Origin of the sequence: Gemmobacter sp., assembly GCF_046292685.1 — a bacterium.
Classification (GTDB): Bacteria; Pseudomonadota; Alphaproteobacteria; order Rhodobacterales; family Rhodobacteraceae; genus Wagnerdoeblera.
Genome location: NZ_JBKBQM010000002.1, coordinates 105,634 through 122,273 on the forward strand (window position 1 = coordinate 105,634; position 16,640 = coordinate 122,273).

18 protein-coding genes and 1 riboswitch are annotated in these 16,640 nt (G+C 66.1%); of the genes, 4 read left to right on the forward strand and 14 right to left on the reverse strand.

Annotation, left to right across the window (positions count from 1 at the left end; all coding sequences use genetic code 11):
• Window positions 1–132: 132 nt before the first annotated feature.
• The 6 genes from ACK4S2_RS01105 to ribB form a co-directional block, all read right to left on the reverse strand.
• Window positions 133–438 (reverse strand): hypothetical protein, encoded by a 306-nt coding sequence (locus ACK4S2_RS01105; protein WP_409619507.1) that lies wholly within the window; start codon window positions 436–438, stop codon window positions 133–135.
• Window positions 439–556: 118 nt separating this feature from the next.
• The gene (locus tag ACK4S2_RS01110; RefSeq protein ID WP_409619456.1) at window positions 557–1,279 is read right to left on the reverse strand and encodes an LrgB family protein; all 723 of its coding nucleotides are present in this window, start codon (window positions 1,277–1,279) and stop codon (window positions 557–559) included.
• Entirely contained in the window at window positions 1,272–1,625 is a 354-nt protein-coding gene (locus ACK4S2_RS01115; protein ID WP_409619458.1) for a CidA/LrgA family protein, read from the reverse strand. The genes ACK4S2_RS01110 and ACK4S2_RS01115 overlap by 8 nt, the downstream gene beginning before the upstream one ends.
• Window positions 1,626–1,628: 3 nt before the next feature.
• Window positions 1,629–2,120, reverse strand: coding sequence for a transcription antitermination factor NusB (nusB, locus tag ACK4S2_RS01120; RefSeq protein WP_409619460.1), 492 nt, complete (start codon window positions 2,118–2,120; stop codon window positions 1,629–1,631).
• On the reverse strand, window positions 2,117–2,638 hold the full coding sequence (locus ACK4S2_RS01125) for a 6,7-dimethyl-8-ribityllumazine synthase (RefSeq protein WP_409619462.1): 522 nt from the start codon (window positions 2,636–2,638) through the stop codon (window positions 2,117–2,119). Before ACK4S2_RS01125 ends, nusB begins: the two co-directional genes overlap by 4 nt.
• Window positions 2,639–2,641: 3 nt before the next feature.
• Window positions 2,642–3,766 (reverse strand): 3,4-dihydroxy-2-butanone-4-phosphate synthase, encoded by a 1,125-nt coding sequence (ribB, locus tag ACK4S2_RS01130; RefSeq protein WP_409619464.1) that lies wholly within the window; start codon window positions 3,764–3,766, stop codon window positions 2,642–2,644.
• Between the two features lie 119 nt (window positions 3,767–3,885).
• Between ribB and ACK4S2_RS01135 the strand changes: the two genes are divergently transcribed.
• Window positions 3,886–4,779 carry a DMT family transporter gene (locus ACK4S2_RS01135; RefSeq protein WP_409619466.1) on the forward strand — a complete coding sequence of 298 codons (894 nt, stop codon included), beginning with the start codon at window positions 3,886–3,888 and terminating at the stop codon, window positions 4,777–4,779.
• Between the two features lie 6 nt (window positions 4,780–4,785).
• Here the strand turns inward: ACK4S2_RS01135 and ACK4S2_RS01140 are convergent, their stop codons facing one another.
• Window positions 4,786–5,490, reverse strand: a complete 705-nt coding sequence (locus ACK4S2_RS01140) for a glutathione S-transferase N-terminal domain-containing protein (RefSeq protein WP_409619468.1) — start codon at window positions 5,488–5,490, stop codon at window positions 4,786–4,788.
• A 120-nt stretch (window positions 5,491–5,610) separates the two neighbouring features.
• Window positions 5,611–5,689: riboswitch (SAM riboswitch) on the forward strand.
• Between the two features lie 44 nt (window positions 5,690–5,733).
• Between ACK4S2_RS01140 and metZ the strand changes: the two genes are divergently transcribed.
• Window positions 5,734–6,915, forward strand: coding sequence for an O-succinylhomoserine sulfhydrylase (gene metZ, locus ACK4S2_RS01145; RefSeq protein ID WP_409619470.1), 1,182 nt, complete (start codon window positions 5,734–5,736; stop codon window positions 6,913–6,915).
• A gap of 103 nt (window positions 6,916–7,018) precedes the next feature.
• Window positions 7,019–7,618 (forward strand): type VI secretion system-associated protein TagO, encoded by a 600-nt coding sequence (locus ACK4S2_RS01150; RefSeq protein ID WP_409619472.1) that lies wholly within the window; start codon window positions 7,019–7,021, stop codon window positions 7,616–7,618.
• Between the two features lie 3 nt (window positions 7,619–7,621).
• On the opposite strand, the gene ACK4S2_RS01155 is transcribed toward ACK4S2_RS01150, so the two are convergent.
• Window positions 7,622–8,542, reverse strand: a complete 921-nt coding sequence (locus tag ACK4S2_RS01155; RefSeq protein WP_409619474.1) for a LysR substrate-binding domain-containing protein — start codon at window positions 8,540–8,542, stop codon at window positions 7,622–7,624.
• Between the two features lie 107 nt (window positions 8,543–8,649).
• Between ACK4S2_RS01155 and ACK4S2_RS01160 the strand changes: the two genes are divergently transcribed.
• Entirely contained in the window at window positions 8,650–9,873 is a 1,224-nt protein-coding gene (locus ACK4S2_RS01160) for a urate hydroxylase PuuD (protein ID WP_409619476.1), read from the forward strand.
• A gap of 93 nt (window positions 9,874–9,966) precedes the next feature.
• Here the strand turns inward: ACK4S2_RS01160 and ACK4S2_RS01165 are convergent, their stop codons facing one another.
• The 6 genes from ACK4S2_RS01165 to ACK4S2_RS01190 all read right to left on the reverse strand — a co-directional run bounded on the left by ACK4S2_RS01165 (window position 9,967) and on the right by ACK4S2_RS01190 (window position 16,584).
• On the reverse strand, window positions 9,967–10,638 hold the full coding sequence (locus ACK4S2_RS01165) for a DUF1523 family protein (protein ID WP_409619478.1): 672 nt from the start codon (window positions 10,636–10,638) through the stop codon (window positions 9,967–9,969).
• Window positions 10,639–10,650: 12 nt separating this feature from the next.
• Window positions 10,651–10,917: a hypothetical protein gene (locus tag ACK4S2_RS01170; protein ID WP_409619480.1), complete on the reverse strand. Its 267-nt coding sequence runs from the start codon at window positions 10,915–10,917 to the stop codon at window positions 10,651–10,653.
• Window positions 10,914–12,287, reverse strand: coding sequence for a DUF6638 family protein (locus ACK4S2_RS01175; RefSeq protein ID WP_409619482.1), 1,374 nt, complete (start codon window positions 12,285–12,287; stop codon window positions 10,914–10,916). The genes ACK4S2_RS01170 and ACK4S2_RS01175 overlap by 4 nt, the downstream gene beginning before the upstream one ends.
• Before the next feature lie 82 nt (window positions 12,288–12,369).
• The gene (locus ACK4S2_RS01180; RefSeq protein WP_409619484.1) at window positions 12,370–14,307 is read right to left on the reverse strand and encodes an ATP-binding protein; all 1,938 of its coding nucleotides are present in this window, start codon (window positions 14,305–14,307) and stop codon (window positions 12,370–12,372) included.
• Window positions 14,308–14,376: 69 nt separating this feature from the next.
• Window positions 14,377–15,501: a hypothetical protein gene (locus ACK4S2_RS01185; protein ID WP_409619486.1), complete on the reverse strand. Its 1,125-nt coding sequence runs from the start codon at window positions 15,499–15,501 to the stop codon at window positions 14,377–14,379.
• A 6-nt stretch (window positions 15,502–15,507) separates the two neighbouring features.
• The gene (locus tag ACK4S2_RS01190) at window positions 15,508–16,584 is read right to left on the reverse strand and encodes a hypothetical protein (protein ID WP_409619488.1); all 1,077 of its coding nucleotides are present in this window, start codon (window positions 16,582–16,584) and stop codon (window positions 15,508–15,510) included.
• Window positions 16,585–16,640 lie beyond the last annotated feature (56 nt).

Below are 16,640 nucleotides of genomic sequence, written 5' to 3' on the forward strand. Positions count from 1 at the left end.
GACCTGCAAGTGATAATCATTCGCAGGAAATAGGCAAGAGACGGGGCATGACAAGCACAGGGTTGTGCAAGACCGCCGGCCACCGGGCCGGGGCCGTGTGCAGATACGGTCAGAGAGTGGGGTGCAGACGCCCTAGCGCCGGCGGCGGGGCTGCGCGGCAACCGGCACAGGAACCGGAACGGCATGCTGCCGCAACCCGCCACGCGGGGTATCGTCGGTGTCGGCCATGGCCATGATTGCGATGGCGAACTGAACCCCGGCAAACACACTGCCCGAGAACAAGAAGATCATCGCACCGGCAAGCCAGCCCGACCCGGATTCGAGCATCAGGTGCCGCAACCCCGCAACGTCCAGCGCGAGCAAGCCCCCGAGGAACAGTGCCGAAAGGCCGAAGCCAATGGCGACGCTGCGGATGTACAGGCGAACAAGCTTCGGCATGTCGATTCTCCCATCGTGCAAGTGATAGATTAGCGCCCATTCCGCCAAGGTCCAGCGCCGCATTGCCGCATCCCGCTGTATAGGTGGACTCTCGCCGGGCCGGCAGGGTGGCGCAGGCTCAGCCCCCCAGCAGCAGCCGCGCCAGAACGGGCGCCAGCACCGCCGTCAAAATCGCCGACAGGCCCATCCCCACCGCGGCAAAGGCTCCGGCGGTTTCGTGCACCTGCACCGCACGCGCCACCCCGATGCCATGCGCCGCCACCCCGACCGCCAGCCCGCGCGCGCGCCAGTCGCGCAGGCGCAGCGCGTTCAGCAGCGGCGTAGCCACGATGGCCCCCATCACCCCGGTCAGGATGACCAGCACCGCCGTCAGCGTGGGCGAGCCGCCGATGGCCTCGGAAACCCCCAGCGCCACCGGCGCCGTCGCCGATTTGGGCACCATCGACAGCAGCACCGCCCGGTCTACCCCCAGGGCGTGCCCGATCCAGACCACCGAGACGACCGAAACGCAGACACCGGCGACCACCGCCCCCAGCATCGGCACCGCCGCGCGGCGCAACCGGCCCCATTGCGCATGCAGCGGCACCGCCAGCGCCACGGTCGCCGGACCAAGCATGAAGTGCACGAACTGCGCGCCTTCGAAGTAAACCAGATAAGGGGTGCGCGTGGCCCAAAGAATGGCGGCCAGAAGGGCCACGGCGCTCAGAACCGGGTTGACCAGCGGATGCCGGCCGCTGGCGCGGCTGGCGGCATCGCCGATCACATAGGCCGACAAGGTCAGCGTCAGCCACAACAGCGGCTCTCGGCCGAGATAGCCCCAGATCTCGGCAAAGTCAGTCATCGCGCGCCCCGGTCAGCCGCGCGAGCGCCGCAAACACCAGCGCGCCGCAGCCGATGGCGAGCACGGTCGAGCCCAGCAGCGCCACCGCGATGGCCACCCCCTGCCCGCCCAGCGTGGCCATATGCCCGACCACGCCGACGCCGGCCGGCACGAACAAAAGCGACAGATGCGCCAGAATCCCCTGCCCCGCCGGTCGCGCAGCCTCGGCCAGCCGGCCCGACGCCAGCATGGCCGCAAGCAGCAGCACCATGCCCAGCACCGGCCCCGGCACCGGCAGTGCCAGCGCCTGCACACCCACAACGCCCAGCAACTGAAAGATCAGGATGAGCGTGACCGACAGCGCCATCGGTCAGCCTGCGAAGTCGTCGGGCCTTGCCTCGCGCGCCATGTGGTCGAGCACGGCGTTGACGAATTTCGGCTCTTTGCCTTCGGGGAAAAAGGCACGCGCCACATCGACGAATTCGGTGATGGCGACCTTGGCGGGGGTGCCGGGGGCCAGCAACTCGGCCCCGGCCGCACGGAACAGCGCGCGCAGCACCGGGTCGATCCGGTCGATCGGCCAGGCGGCAACCAGGGCGCGGTCGGTCATCTGGTCGATCCGGGCCTGCCAGTTCACCGCCCAGTCCAGCAGCTTGCGGAAATGGTCGATGTCGCCTTCGGCGAATTGCACGTCGTCCAGCTCCATGCCGAAACGATGAGTCTCGAACTCGCGCGCGACGCGGTCTGCATCCTGACCGGACATTTCCATCTGATACAGCGCCTGCACGGCATATAGCCGGGACGCGGATTTGCGCTGGCGCTTTGCCGCGGTTGCGGCCTTGCGCTTTTCCTCGGCGCTCATGCGCGGAAATCCGTCTCGGGCGCGGGACGGAAGCCGATGCCCTTGGTGGCCCCCGACCAACGCCGTGCCAGCGCGATCAAATGCAGCGCAGCCATCGCGGCGCCGCCGCCCTTGTTCTGCTGGGCGGTGTCGGCGCGGACAAGGGCCTGGTCGTAATTCTCGACCGTCAGGATGCCGTTGCCGATGCAGGCGCCTTGCAAGCCCAGCAGCGTGATGGCACGCGAGCTGTCGTTGCAGACCGTATCGTAATGCGTGGTCTCGCCACGAATCACGCAACCCAGGGCCACATAACCATCGTAGTTGGCCATGCGTTCGGCCATGGCGATGGCGGTGGGCACCTCCAGCGCGCCGGGCACCTCCACAAGGTCGCAGGCGGCGCCGACGCTTGCAGCGGCCGCCCGGGCACCGGCAACCAGATGGTCGGCGATGTCGCGATAATAGGGCGCCACCACGATCAGCAGTTTCACCGGCTTGTCGAACGCCGGCGCAGGCAGGGTGAAATGCGAGACTCCGGCCATGATCTATTCCTTGGGGATCGGGCGGGTGCCCGTGATTTCAAGACCATAGGCATCGAGCCCCACGACCCGCGGCTTGGCCGAGTTCGTCAGCAGCACGATGTTGCGCAGCCCCAGCGCCGACAGGATCTGCGCCCCCAGCCCGTATTGGCGCAAGGTCTGCGGCGAATGTTCGCCTTCCATCACCAGTTTCATGGTCGTGTCGCGCAGAAGCACCACCACACCGCGCCCCTCGGCCGCGATCACCCGCATGGCGGCCTGCAATTCGCCGGCGTGGCCGGGGGCGATGCCCAGCACGTCCTCCAGCGGGTTCAGGGCATGCACGCGCACCAGCACCGGCGCGTCGGTCGTCAGGTCGCCCTTGGTCAGCACGATATGTTCGGCGCCCTGGGTTTCGTCGGCATAGATCCGCATCAGCCAGTCGCCGCCGTAGGCCGAGGTGACGCGCTTGACCGCCTTTTCGTTCACCAGGTTGTCGTGGCGGCGGCGATAGGCGATCAGGTCGGAAATCGTGCCGACCTTGAGCCCGTGACGCTGGGCAAAGGCCACCAGGTCGGGCAGGCGCGCCATGGTGCCGTCTTCGTTCATGATTTCGCAGATCACGCCCGAGGGGTTCAGGCCGGCCAGGCGGCTGATGTCCACGGCGGCCTCGGTGTGCCCGGCGCGCACCAGCACGCCGCCGTCGCGGGCGCGCAAGGGGAACACGTGGCCCGGCGTGGCAATGTCAGCCGCACCTTTGGTCGGGTCGATCGCCACGGAAATGGTGCGGGCGCGATCGTGGGCGGAAATGCCCGTGGTCACGCCTTCGCGCGCCTCGATCGACAGGGTAAAGGCGGTCTCGTGGCGGCTGGAGTTCTTGGGGCTCATCAACGGCAGGCCCAGCGTCTCGATCCGGGCGGCCGGCAGCGCAAGGCAGATCAGGCCGCGGCCATGCGTGGCCATGAAGTTGATCGCCTGCGGCGTGCACATCTGGGCCGGGATGACCAGGTCGCCCTCGTTCTCGCGGTCTTCGTGATCGACAAGGATGAACATGCGCCCGTTGCGCGCATCGTCGATGATGTCCTCGATGGGTGAGATGGCAGAGCTCCAGTCGCGTTCGACCGGCCCGGGAGTTACATAGTCGTCAGCCATGGCGGACCCTTTCGCGTTTCTCCACGCAGATAACGTATGGCCGGGACCGAAGCCAGAGCCTATCGGCTTGACCTTGGCGGTCGCGCGCGGCACGGAACGACGTGAACCCGGAGGCAGCGATGAGCAGCGCGAAAATCGGACAGGACAATCTGCGCGGCGGGCTGTTGATGGTGGCCAGCATGGCCGCCTTTTCGGCCGAGGACACGCTTATCAAGGGGTTGGCCGGCGGGTTGCCGACCGGGCAAATCATCGCAACGCTGGGCGTCACCGGGACGCTGGCGCTGGCGATCATCGCCACATCGCGCGGGGCGCCGCTGTTCGGGGCCTTTGCGACGCATCCGATGGTGCTGCTGCGCAACTTTGCCGAGATGACGGGGGCCATCGGGTTCGTGACCGCGCTGGTGCTGATGCCGTTGTCGGTGGCGTCGGCGCTGTTCCAGACCCTGCCGCTGGCGATCACGCTGGGGGCGGCGCTGTTTCTGGGCGAAAAGGTGGGCTGGCGGCGTTGGACGGCAATTGCCGTGGGCTTTGCCGGGGTGCTGGTCATCCTGCGCCCTGGGGCCGAGGGGTTCGACCTGTGGGCGGCGGCCGCCAGCATGCTGGCGGTGATGTCGCTGGCGGTGCGCGACCTTGCAACCCGACGGGTCGGGGCTGGGGTGCCCTCGCTCAGCCTGTCGGTCTGGGGGTCGCTGGCGTTCGTCCCAGCCGGGCTGGCGCTGATGGCCCTGGCCGGGCAGAGCCCGGTCGTGCCCGATGCGCGGCAATGGGTCATCCTGCTGGGCGCATCGGCGCTGGGGGTTGCCGGGTATTGGCTGATGGTGGTGGCCACACGGGTCGGCGAGGTTTCGGCCGTCATGCCCTATCGTTACAGCCGCATCCTGTTTTCGCTGCTGCTGGGGTGGGCGGTGTTTGCCGAACGCCCCGACTGGGGCGTCTGGCTGGGCAGCGCGATGATCGTGGGATCGGGGCTTTATACCTTTTTCCGCGAACGCGCCTTGCGCCTGCGAGGCTGAGGGCGGCTATCGCCGCCCGAACAGCACCTGCTGGGCCTGCTTGTCCATCGGGCCGGGGTTGCGGCGTTCGGCGCCCAGCGCCTTGCCGGCAGCGAAGCCCGGCCTTGCGCCCAGTTCGTCCAGCCAGCGGGCCATGTGGGGCTTGTCCTCCAGCGTCTGTTCCTGACGCTGCCACAGGATCGCCCAAGGCCAGATCGCCATGTCGGCGACCGACAGGAAATCGCCGGCCACATAGGCCGACTGCGCCAGCTGGCGGTCCAGCACGCCAAAAAGCCGCGCAACCTCGCGCCGGTAGCGATCCTGGGCATAGGGCAGCACCTGCGGCGGGTCGAGCTGCGGCGCATAGCTGAGGAAGTGGTGCGCCTGCCCCGCCATCGGGCCGACGCCGCCCATCTGCCACATCAGCCATTGTTCCACGGCCACCCGCTCGCGTTCCGTCCGACCGAGGAACTGCCCGGTCTTGCGCGCCAGATACAGCAGGATCGCCCCGGATTCGAAGATGGCGATAGGCGCGCCGTCGGGGCCTTCGGGGTCGACGATGGCCGGCATGCGGTTGTTCGGCGCAATCTTCAGGAAATCGGGGGCGAACTGTTCGCCCTTGCCGATATCGACGTAGCGGACCGTATAGGGCAGCCCCATCTCTTCCAGCGCGATCGAAACCTTCCAGCCGTTCGGCGTGGGCCAGTAGTGCAACTCGATGGGGGCAGGCATCGCGGTCTCCTTCATGCGGGCAGCGTGCAGGGTGGCGCGGCGCGCGCGGCGCTGCAAGCCCGGATTGCGCCGCCGTTCTGCCCCGGCCGCCCGCTTGACCTTTGCGGCGCGCGGGCGTATCGCCCGTCCGGTGGCGATTTGTCTTCCGGATTGCGGGCCACGTTAAACAAGCCGCTAAAGAGGACGCCGGCCTGCCCCGGTGCCCTCGGTCGAATGTCCGGTGCATTGCTTGGGGGGTCCGTGATGGCCGGTAACTGGAAGACCCGCACGAAACTGGTGCACCAAGGCAGCCGCCGCAGCCAGTATGGCGAAATGGCCGAGGCGATCTTTCTGACCCAAGGCTTTGCCTATGAAAGCGCCGAATCCGCCGAGGCGCGCTTTCTCGAGGCCGGCGACGACGAATTCATTTATGCCCGCTACGGCAACCCCACCACCCGCATGTTCGAAGAACGCATCGCGGGCCTCGAAGGCACCGAAGACGCCTTTGCCACCGCCAGCGGCATGGCAGCGGTCAACGGCGCGCTGGTTTCGATGCTGCGGGCCGGCGACCACGTGGTCAGCGCGCGGGCGCTGTTCGGCTCGTGCCTCTATATCCTCGAAAATGTGCTGACCCGTTACGGCGTGCGCGTGACCTTCGTGGATGGCGCCGACCTTGACCAGTGGCGCGCCGCGGTGACGCCGGGGACCAAGGCAGTGTTCTTCGAATCGATGTCGAACCCGACGCTGGAACTGGTGGACATTGCCGCTGTGTCGCAGATCGCCCATGCCGCGGGGGCCCTGGTGATCGTGGACAACGTTTTTGCCACCCCGGTGTTTTCCCGCGCCGTGGAACAGGGCGCCGATGTGGTGGTCTATTCCGCGACCAAGCACATCGACGGTCAGGGCCGCGCGCTGGGGGGCGTGATCTGCGGCACCCGCGACTTCATCCGCAAGGTGGCCGAGCCCTACCTCAAGCACACCGGCGCGGCCATGAGCCCGTTCACCGCCTGGATCATGCTGAACGGCATGGCCACGCTGGACCTGCGATGCCGCGCCATGGCCGACAGCGCGCTGTCGGTGGCGCAGGCGCTGGAAGGCCACCCACAGGTCACGCGGCTGATCTACCCCGGCCTGGCCAGCCACCCGCAGCATGCACTGGCGATGGCGCAGATGGGGTCGGGGGGCACGCTGGTGACCTTCGAGGTGGCAGGCGGCAAGGAAGGCGCGTTCCGTTTCATGAATGCGCTGGAAATTGCCAAGATTTCCAACAACCTGGGCGATGCGAAAACCATCGCCACCCATCCGGCCACAACCACGCACCAGCGGCTGCCGCAAGACCAGAAGGATCGCCTGGGCATCACCCCCGGCCTGATCCGCCTGTCTGTCGGGCTGGAGGACGCCGGCGACCTCATCGCCGACCTGATGCAGGCGCTGGACGCGATCTGAGCTTGCGGGGCCCGGGGTCGGGGCCAGCGCCACCGGTCCGCCTTGGAGTTGCCATGATCCCCGGGCATCCGGGAAGGAGCGATTTTGCGAACGGAACGGATCGATGTCGAAAACCCATGCGTGGCCATTGCTTTGTCTCTTGATGATGTCCGGTGCAGCGAGCGCGGACCCTGCCACCTGCGCCGCGATTGACGACCCGAACCGGCGTCTCGGCTGTTACGACGACCTGTTCCGCGCGGTGACCACAGCCGAAAGCGCGGGCAAGTGGGCCGTGGAGGTCGAAAAATCTCCGCTCGACGACAGCACCACGGTTTACGTCAGCCTCCGGTCGGACAAGCCGCTGCCGGGCAGGTTCGGCCAGGCCGAGCACGCGAGCCTCTACCTGCGCTGCAAGGAAGGCAAGACGGTCGCCTACATCCATTTCGGCGGTCACTTCATGTCCGACAATCGCGGCGGCGGGCGGGTCGACTATCGCATCGACATGCAGCCGGCGCGGCACCGGATGATGGAGGAATCCAACAACAACAAGGCGCTCGGGCTGTGGAACGGCAAGGCGTCCATCCCTTTTGTCAAGGAACTGTTCGGCGGCCGGTCGCTTTACGTGCGCGCGACGCCTTTCAGCGAGTCGATGATCGAGGCAACCTTCAACATCTCGGGGCTGGAAACCGCGATCGAGCCGCTTCGGAAGGCCTGCAAGTGGTAAAGGTCATAGGCCCGCCGTTCTGGCCACCATGTCGGCCTTGATGCGGGTGGCGATGTAGTCCACGAACAGCCGGGTCTTGGGGTCTTTCAGGCGCCGGTGCGGCATCAGCGCCGACAGTTGCACCGGCAAGGGCGGCGTCGCCGCGGCGACCGGCACCAGGGCACCGGACCGGATATGCTCGGCCACCTCGAAAAGCGGTTTCAGCACGATTCCGTGCCCGTCCAAGGCCCAGCCTGTGAGAACATCGCCGTCGTCGGATTCGAAGGGGCCCGAAATCTCGAATCGCCGCGGGCCTTCGGCGGTCAGCAGCGTCCACTGGAATTCCCGCGCCCCGGGAAAACGCAGGTTCAGGCAATCGTGCCGGTCGCGCACCAAGGCGGCGCCGTCGGCCGGCATGCCGCGGCGTTCGACATAGGCGGGCGAGGCGCAGAGCAGGCGCGGGCAATCGGCGATCGCCCGGACCTTGAGGTTCGAATCGTCCAGCAGGCCGAGGTGAAAAGCCACGTCCAGCCCTTCGGCCGTCATGTCGATGGAACGGTCGGACAGGCGCAACCGCACGTCGATCAGCGGCCATTCGGCCTTGAACGCCGGGACATGCGGCGCAATGAACCGCCGCCCCACGCCGAGGGGGGCCGCCACGAACAACACCCCGCGCGGGGTCTTGGTGGCATCGGTAACGGCGGCCTCGGCCTCGTCGATGGCTTCCAGCACCTTGCGGGCCCCGTCATAGAACAGGCGCCCCGATTCCGTCGGTTGCAGCGTGCGCGTGGTGCGGTTGAACAGCCGCACGCCGAGGTGCTTTTCCAGTTCGGAGATGCGCGCCGAGGCCACGGCCGGCGAGGTGCGCTGGTCGCGTGCCGCCGCACTCATGCTGCCCAGTTCGTAGACGCGAATGAACATGCGGATGTTGTTGACGTAGGACATGCGGGCACCTGGCCACTTTTCGGGTCTGTTTGAAAGTGCTTGGCAATTGCCTGTGCTAACAGAAAGGTGACGTCCGGTATAGCCTGTCGTCAAACAGGGAGACTGCCATGTACGACCTTCATGTCTTCGGAGCCTGGGCGGAATTCGCCACCCGCTGGCTGCACGTCATCACCGCAATCGCCTGGATCGGGTCGAGCTTCTATTTCATCGCGCTCGACCTGGGGCTGCGAAAGGCCCCCGATCTGCCGCCCGGCGCCCATGGCGAGGAATGGCAGGTGCATGGCGGCGGGTTCTACCACATCCGCAAGTATCTGGTCGCACCGGCCGAAATGCCCGACCACCTGACCTGGTTCAAATGGGAAAGCTATGCCACCTGGCTCAGCGGGTTCGCGCTGCTGGCGGTGGTTTATTACCTTGGGGCCGAGTTCTATCTGGTCGATCCCAACGTGCTGGATGTGCCGGTCTGGGGCGCGGTGCTGATCTCGATGGCGTCGCTCGCCTTCGGCTGGGTGGCCTACAACACCATCTGCAAGGTGTTCGTGAACGCCAACCAGACTGCGGTGATGGTGGCGCTGTTCGTGGTGCTGGTGGGGATGGCTTTCTTCTACACCCAGGTTTTCTCGGGCCGCGCGGCACTGCTGCACCTGGGCGCCTTCACCGCCACCATCATGTCGGCCAACGTGTTCTTCATCATCATGCCGAACCAGCGCATCGTGGTGGCCGACCTGCAGGCCGGCCGCAAGCCCGATGCGAAATACGGCAAGATCGCCAAGCAGCGCAGCACCCACAACAACTATCTGACGCTGCCGGTGATCTTCCTGATGTTGTCGAACCACTATCCGCTGGCCTTTGCCAGCGACTACAACTGGGTCATCGCCAGCCTCGTGTTCCTGATGGGCGTGACCATTCGCCACTGGTTCAACACCACCCACGCCCGAGCCGGCCAGCCGCACTGGACCTGGGGGGTCACGGCTGTGCTGTTCGTACTCATCATGTGGTTGTCAACGGCGCCCTTGCGCTTTGCGCAACAGGATGCGGCCCTGCAAGGCGCCGCCGCGCGGTTCGCCCAAGCCGAAGGCTTCGAACAGGTGGCCGACATCGTGCAGGGGCGCTGCTCGATGTGCCATGCCGCAGAACCGGGGTGGGAAGGGTTGCTGTGGGCGCCGAAGGGCGTGGTGTTGGACAGCCCGGAGGCGGTCGCCCGCCATGCCCGCGATATCTGGTTGCAGGCCGGCCTGACCCACGCGATGCCGCCCGCCAACCTGAGCTACATGGAAGACGCAGAGCGCGAGGCGATCCGCGCTTGGTTCCGCGCGGCAACCGAAGGCTGAGCAAGGTTCGACCGGCAGAGCGGGGGGGTTTGCACCCCCCGCACCCCCCGCAGGATATTTGCACAAGGTGAAGGAACGAGGCGCGGAGCGACGTCACCGGCGGGGGGGGGATCGCCAAGTGCCCAGCCAGGCGGTGAATCGCGCCCATTTTCCCCGCGCACGGTCGCGCGCCGCGTCGGCCCGGGCATCGAGTTCGTCGATGGTATCGCCGACCGTATCGACCATAGGGTCGATCATGCGTTCGCGGAACTGTGCCAGCATCCGCCACACCAGCAGCACCAGCAAGGCCAGAACGATCAGGATCACGATCGAGGGCCAGGGGATGATCCGGGTATCGGGGCCCGGCACCTCGCGCAGACGGATGGCGTTGGGGAAGATGGTGAAGAATTCGTTGCGCCAGCCGTAATGCGTGACCGCCACCCATTTCGGGGCCTCCGGCGGCGAAATCAGGGATGTGGCGATGGTCTGGAGATTGTAGCTGTTGAGCTTGAAATAGGGCGGCCATCCCCAACCCGTATCCTCGTTGCGATAGACCATCGGGCGGCCGTTGGCCTGCACCGTCTGGATGAAGAACACATCGCGCGTGGTGCCGGGGGCGGTGCCGACATCGGGACCGGACCAGAAAAAGCTGTTCTCGCCGAAGTCGATGCGCTTGCTGTCGGTGCCGACGATGCGCACGATATCGGTCTGCGGCAGCGTGTAATGCAGCACCGACAGCACCAGCAGCAGCAGAATGGTCACGACGGACCGGATCACCCAACGCATGTCAAAACCCTTTCACCCGAAGTTCAGCACATAGACGAGGACCGAGATCACCGTCACCGGCACGATGTAGACGCCCCACAGAAGCTTGCGCCGCAGCGAACGGGCATACCGCGCCATCCCCTCGTCGATGAAGGCGCTGCGCTCGCCCGGGCCTTGCGCCGCATCCCATGCCTTTTCCAGCCTTTCGCGCTCCAGACTGCGGGCGTAGATCGATAGCAGCACGTATAGCACCGTCAACCCGACCAGCAGGAACAATCCAAGGCGCAGAAACCCGATCATCGCCGCGCCTTTCCGACCGCGCCCCAGGGCCCCACCGCCTCCAGCCGGGCGCCGGTCCACGGTCCGGCCGGCTGCGGGGCGGGGCGGGGCGTTTCGTCCATCGCGGGCTCCGGTCCGAACAGGGCGGCACGGGCGCCGGCCTTGTCGATCTTGTATTCGCGTTCCAGAAACTCTGCCACCCATTGCCGCTTGTTGTCGGACCAGGTGGCATAGCTGCGGTAGAACAATTCCTTGTGGCAGATGTAAAGCTGGCGCACATCAAGCGGCGAAAGCTCGGACAGCAGCATGTTGACAAGGCCCTTGTCGGGGCCCTGCGTGGCGCGCAAGAGGTAGAAGTAGGCCGGATGTTCCGAGCTGATCTGCGGCCAGTCGCCGCCGGTTTCCGCCCAGCGCAGCACTTCGGCCAGGCCCTTGAACTCCTCGGGCAAGGCGCTGCCCAGGCGCCGGGCGATGCCGCGCAGATCGGTGCGGGTGGCGCCTGCCAGGCTGATGCCAAGCTGGTCGGCCACCGAAACCAGCACGAAATCCATCTTCTGCCGCAGGATGGCGGCCACATCCATGCCGCGCGCGGTGACGATGCTTTCGACCAGCGCGTTGCGCGCCATCCAGTCGGCCAGCATGTTGCGCTGCCGCGTCCAGATGGTGTGGGCAATCGGCAGCGTGCCCAGGGTTTCGGGCGGCGCCACGGTGATGGCGCCCGGCGCCTTGGCCGCGCGAAAGATGTAAAGGCCGCCGAAATGGCTGGTCCAGAAATTCGGCTGTTCGAAGCTCATGGCCGGCAACGCGATGGGCACGCGGGTGACATCGCCGGTCTTCTTCGCCAGCGCGATCATCTCCGCGATCAGCACATCGTCGCGCCAGCCATCGGGTTCGGCGCGGAAGCGTTCGATCAGCCTTGCCAGCTTGCCGGCATCGGCGACATGGCCGCCGATGGTGTCGGCCTCGACCGTCACGCGGCGAATGTCGAACAGCCGCGCAGGGTTGCCCAGTTCGTACACGGTGTTCGACAATTCCCCCGCCACCGCATCGCGGGCGGTCAGGGCGAACAACTGCGCCTCGTTGGCGTCGATGAACTGGCGCAGGATGCCGCGGGCGGTGGAAAACTGCGCGTTCAGCAACGGCGCGTGCTTTTGCGCCGTGGTCAGCAGGATGAACTGCCGGTTGGCGCCATCGGGGTTGAGGTAGAGATCATCGCCCAGCGCATCGCCCACTTCGGGGCTGTAACCCGAAATGTCGATGTGGAAATCGGGCAGATCGGTGGTGCGCCCGGTCAGGTGCTTCAGCGCGCGGTTGTAGCGTTCGACCAGGGCGGGGGACGAGACCTCGACCAGATTGCCGAACATCAGGCCCTTTTCGATGAGACGTTTCATGCGTCATTCCTTCCCGGATGGCGGCGCATGGGAACCTTGCCTGCCGCGGCGCCGGTGCATGCGACCGGATCGGATGCCGGCTTCATCCCTTACCCTCCAGATACCGGCGCCGCGCTTCTTCGGCCCGGCCCATGTCGCGCACCAGCGCCGCGATGGCCACCTCGTCCGACTTGTCGGCATAGCGGAACTCGCTGTCGGCGTAGCGGTTGATTTCCTGGATGACCATGTCCACGGTGATCGGGCGGATCATCTCTCGCAGCATGTCCTTTTTCCGGTCATAGGGCTGGAACAGGAACAGCTCGGGGTTTTCCATCCACGCATCGGGCAGGTCCACATCCAGCGCGCGCACCTTGACCGCATCGGTGATGTTCTTGATCGCGCGTCCCGTAAAGCGGGGATCTGCGGACTGGATCGCCTTGAGATAGGTGCCGATCTTCGCCAGCGTGTCGAGCGGCCCGAGTTCGGCCGCAACCCTGTCCCAGACCTTGCGCAAGCCTTCTTCGTGCGGGGTGTTGTGCGCTTCGAAGCTCGCGGCCACCGCGCGTTGCAAGGCCTGGGCTGCGTAAAGCTGGTGGTCGCCCAGCGGGATCGCGTGGTTCTTGCCCAGCAGCAAGGTCAGGATGTCGATGTAATCCTCGCGGCTTTGCGGGCCATCGACCAGAAAGCGGGCGCCTGCGCGCTGGCGCAGGGCATCGTCGACATTCTCGGGAAAGTTCGAGAACATGCCGAAGGTGCAGTTGCCGCGCACCACGGTAGTGGCGCCGGCGAAAGCCTCCATGAACACCGCCGTCACTTCCTGCTGCCCGGCCGAAGACTGGCGGTCGCCGCGCTTGCCGGCGATCTGGTCGATGTCGTCGATGGTGCCGAAGCCGATGACGGCCGGATCGAGAATGTTCGAAATGAACGATCTTGCGTTCTGGCCCGACTTGCCCTGATAGCTGTCGATCTGGTCGATGCTGAAATTCTGATAGCGAAAGGGGTAACCCGCCGCCTTGCAGTAATCGTTCAGCAGCCCCGCCATCATCTGGATCAGCGTCGTCTTGCCGGTGCCGGGCGCGCCATCGCCCATGAAGGTGAAGATGAAGCCGCCCAGTTCGGCAAAGGGGTTCAGCCTGCGGTCGAAGTCGTAGGCCATCATCATCTTGGCCAGCTTCATCGCCTGATACTTGGCGATGTGGTTGCCGATGACTTCTTCGGGCTTCTTGAAGGCCATGGTCAGGGCGGTGCCGCGCGCCTTGCGGGCCGGGGCGAAACCCGCGATCGTCAGGCCATCCGCCTCGACCCGCCAGCTGGCGGCGGCAAAGGCGCCCAGACGTGGGGCCGTTTCGGCGCGGGCCTGAACCTTGGCCATCAGCCCTTCGGCAAAGGCGGCGAGCGTCGCCAGCAGCCGCGATTCGTCGCTGGCGAAGGCGCCCAGATCCTGATCCAGTTCCCACAAGGCGCCATGCAGCGCCAGGGCAGCATTGTCGGTCAGCACCTCCTCGACGCCGCCGATATCCACCGAGGTTTCGCCCAGATGGGGCGCGATCAGATAGGACAGCGCGTTGCCGAAGACGTGCAGCACCACCAGCGCTTCGGCGGCCAGCAGTTCGGTGAACTCGGGCCGGCGGGGTTCGGGCAGGCGGTTTTCCAGGTTGGCTTTCTTCAGCTCGGTCAGGCCCGTCCGCTCGGCCAGGGTTTCGCCCATCGCCAGCGCGACCGCCAGCGCCCGGCGCAGGGCTTGGGCGGCGGCGGCGGTGGCGGGGGTTGGCAGGCCGTCGTCAGTGGCGCTGTCCAGCCGGTCGAGCAGCCGCACGGCACCCGGGCGGGTCGTGGCGCGCGTCACAAGACCCGGCGTGGTCGAACGGAACCGGGACACCCGCCCCGGAATGCCCGGCGAGCGTTCGGGGGCAACGGGCTCGGCCCGCGCGGTGGCCAGCCGCGGGGCATGGTCGAAGCCCTGCAACAGGCCCAGAGCCGCGGGATAATGCCCGCGAATGGTGTCTTCGCGCAGTTCCATCGTGTCGCGGGGGCTGGACATGGGCAAACCTTGTTACTGGCAGAACGGTCCGGGGCAGGTCGCCCGGTTGCGGGGGGCAGGCCCGCGCATCTAGACGGCCCTCAGCACGCGGCCGCCATCGCCGACGACGAACCGGATGACATTGCGAAAGCCCGGCGGATCGCGGTCGGACAGCACCTGATAGGGCCTTTCGGGCAGGATGACGTAGCGTTGCGTCGCGGTGGCGCCGGTTTCGGCCCCGCGCCCCATGAAGGGATCGAGCGCGAACAGCTGCCGCTCAGCTCTGGAAAACCAGCCGGTCTTTTCGCTGCGCACTCCGGTGGCCTCCAGCCGCTTCAGCGTCCAGACCAGCGCCCAGTCCTGACCTTCGGGGGGGCGCGCTTCGGCCAGCACCTCGCCGATGGGGCCCGACTGCAAGGTGAAGGCGCCGGAATACATCGGGCCAAGGTGCAGCCGCTTCAGCCGCTTGGGGTGCAGGTCGTCGAAATCGGTATCGAAGCCTTGCGCAATCGTCAGCAGCTTCAGCCCGTTCAACGACTGCGCCATCAGATGCGCCTGCACCGCAGGCCAGCGGCGTTCGTCCTTGGGCAAGGGCGTGCGCCCGGAGTCGGTGCATTCCAGCAGGTAGACCACCGGCAGGTTGACGAGCGAATCGTAAACCGCCCAGGCCAGCAACCAGCGGCGGCGGCCGTTTTCCTCGGAAAGCCACTGCGCCTGCACATCGTTGCGCGCAAGGAACAACCCGCCTTGCACCAGCATTTGATGGTAAAGCCGCTGCGACAGCGCGTATTGCAAGGCGGTGGGAATCGTCCGCTCGCCGACGATCTGGCGGATCATGCGATCCTTCAGTTCGGCCTCGGACGGCATGCCTTCGAGGTGCCGCAGCGCCTGGGCGGCGTCGGTGGCCATGACCAGCAACTCTGCCGCCACCGGAAAGCCGCTTTCGTGCCGGTCGAACGCCAGGCGCGCGCGCAAACCGGGGCCCTCGGCGCGCCCGGTCATCAGGTATTTCAGCGACAAGGCCCGAAAGCTGCGCGCCAAAGCCTCCAGATACCCGCCCAGCATGCGGATTTCGGGCCGGGTCAACGCACCGTCGCGTTCCAGTTCGGCGGCGATGCCGGGCATGTGGGCGGTGATCCGCTCGAACTTGGCAAAGTAGCGGCGGGCGGCGAGGTCGTCGTAAAGCTCGGCATGGTCGGGGGCGGGATCCGCCATGACGTTTCAGCCTTGCCCGTAACGGTTCTTGTCGTGCTTTTCGACGATCTTCGCAAAACGGCGGGCAAAGCGTTCGTCGGCCTTGGCCTTCTGTTCCAGCACCTTGCCGGCAAAGACCATGTGGTCCTCGTGGCTTTCCAGCATGTCGGCCATGCGGTCGTTGGTGGCCGCGGCGATGGCGGCCATCGCGGCCTGCGCCTCCTGGTCGGTCTTGACGCCGATCTCGTTGATCCGGTGCGCCACGTCCTGCTGCTGCGCGGTCTTGAGCGACTTCGACAGCGCGTCATACAGCACCACGCGCTGCTTGGTATCGGTCTGAAGCTTGTTGATCAGCACAAGCTGCGTCGCCGCCTGGTTGGTCAGGCTGTCCACCCAGGTCTTGCCTTTTTCGATGTAGCGTTCCAGCGTCTGGCTTTTGGCCAGCATGACCTGTTCGTCCTGCACCAGCGCGTTGTAGCGCGCGTTCAGGGCGGCAAGGTCGGTTTCCAGCTTGGTGCGCGCGGCGGCGTCCTGTTCCATCGAGATGCGGTTTTCCAGCTCGATGATGCGGGGGTCCATCGCCGCAATCTCGGCCCGCACCGATTCCAGCGTGCCGACCACGGTTTCGCGTTCGGTCAGGGTTTCGGCCAGATTCCCCTCGACCTTGGCCTTTTGACCGTTCAGCAGGTCGAGCTGGCTTTGCAGCAGGCGCACGATGACGTCGGACTTGGCGATCAGATCCTGCAGCTTGGCGTCGATGCTGGCGGTGCGCATCCGTTCCTGCCGCATCGATTCCGCCTTGGCCGAGGAAAAGAAGCCGATGAAGCTTTCCATGCCGGTCTTCGAGCGCATCTCGTCGAAGTCCTTGGAAAACCCGGCCGTCACGTCATCCAGCCCCATGATGAGCTCGGCGATATTGGCGTTCATCAGTTCGGTGTGCTGGTGCACATCCTGCAAGGTGGCATTCTCGATATCGATCTCCGGCCCGCCGGTGGCGATCTTGGCGCGCGCCTCCTCGACCCGGGCGGTGATGGCGGAAATCTTGGCCTGGGCCTTGGCGATTTCCTGTTCGCTCTGGCGGATGGCAGCGTCGAAATCGCTCATGTCGGATCCTCTCGGCAAAACGGATGAAATGGATTTGGGGATGTTATCGCAAATTG